This window comes from Neisseria sp. P0021.S007, assembly GCF_051956855.1.
Genome location: NZ_JBQCXA010000048.1, coordinates 1 through 1,638 on the forward strand (window position 1 = coordinate 1; position 1,638 = coordinate 1,638).

General features: G+C 57.0%; 1 protein-coding gene. It reads right to left on the minus strand.

Going from position 1 to position 1,638, the window contains the following annotated elements:
* Nucleotides 1-1,638 (minus strand): phosphoenolpyruvate carboxylase (locus ACTHUR_RS10965; protein WP_440398588.1); only part of this gene is annotated, 1,638 nt, incomplete at both ends.

A 1,638-nucleotide genomic window follows, 5' to 3' on the forward strand; every position in this document is an offset into this window, starting at 1 on the left:
AAATGGCTTGGTAAGAAGGGCCGCCGCCGCGACCTACGCTGCCACCGCGGCCGTGGAACAGGCGCATGCGGACATCGTATTTTTTGAAGAGTTCGACCAAGCCCAACTCTGCCTGATACAGACACCACGAGCTGGTAACGTAGCCGCCGTCTTTGTTGGAGTCGGAGTAGCCCAGCATGATTTCTTGGATGTTGCCGCGGCTTTCGAGCAGAGCGTCATACCAGTCGAGGCGGAACATGGTTTCCATGACCGGGCAGGCGTTTTCGAGCGCTTCGATGGTTTCAAACAGAGGCACGATGTTGATGCGGCTGCGCGGTTTGCCGTTTTCCACTGTCAACAGGCCGCTTTCTTTCAGCAGCAATGCCAAGGCGAGCAGGTCGCTGGGTTGTTCGCAGTTGGAAATAATGCTTTGCGTCACGGCATCTTCGCCAAATTCGTCTTTGATTTTGCGCGCTTCGTTGAAAATCGCCAGTTCGTGGCGGGTATGGTCGCTGTATGTGATGAACGGGCTGTACAGCGGGCGTTGATGGCTCAATTCGCGCAACAGGGCGTCTTGTTTTTGCTCTTCGTTCAGGCTGTTGTAGTCTTCCAAACCTGCGTGTTGGAAAAGCTCGGCAACCACGTCGGCGTGTTTGCCTGCGTGTTGGCGCAGGTCGAGCGGCATCATGTGGAAGCCGAACACGGACACACTGCGGATAATGTCGGCCAGACGGCCTTCTGCCAGCAGTTGGCTGCCGTTTTCGTGGAGCGAGCGTTGCAGTTTTTTCAGGTCGTTGAGGAACTCTTCAACCGTGGCATAAGGCTCGAGGAAGCCGAATTTGCAGCCCATGCCCAAACCGAGTGAACGTGCCTTGCCCATAGCGCGTGCCATGATGTAGGCGATGGCGCGGCGGTAGGGTTCTTCGGCGCGGGCGATTTCTTCATCGGGAGACTGGGCGGAAAGTGCCATCACATCGTCATTGACTTTGACGCGGCGGATGGAGAGCGGCAATTCGCGGTAGAGTTTGTCGAGTTCGCCGCGATAGAAACGGAATACGGCGTCGGCATGCCGTCTGAACGCAAAACGCAAGGTTTCGGCAGAAACGAACGGGTTGCCGTCGCGGTCGCCGCCGATCCAGCCGCCGATTTTGAGAATATTCGGAACGCGGACACCGGGATAGGCCGTCTGAAAATCGCGTTCCATTGTGCGGTAGAGTTTAGGCAGGGCTTCAAAGAAGCTCATCGGGAAGATGGATACACCGTTGTTGATCTCGTCGTTGACGCTGAGTTTGTGGCGGCGCGTTTCGCTGGTCTGCCACAAGCCCAAAAGGACTGTGTCGATTTCGCGGCGCAATTGAGCCAGTGCATCAGGATTAGTGCAGCGTTCGCGTTGCGGCAGTAGCGCGCGGATGCGGCGGTTGAAGCTCAAGACGGTTTGGCGTTGTACCTCGGTCGGGTGCGCGGTCAAAACGGCGGTAACGACTGTGTTGTCCAGTTGTTGTTGCAACGCTTTGCCGTTGACTTTTCCGGCCTTGAGTTTACGCACGGTTTCCGTCAGGCTGCCTTCGGCACTGTTGTGTCCGGCCTCTTCGTGGATTTGGCGGCGGCGTTCGTGGTGCACGTCTTCGGCGATGTTCAAAATCTGTGCGAACAGGCCGC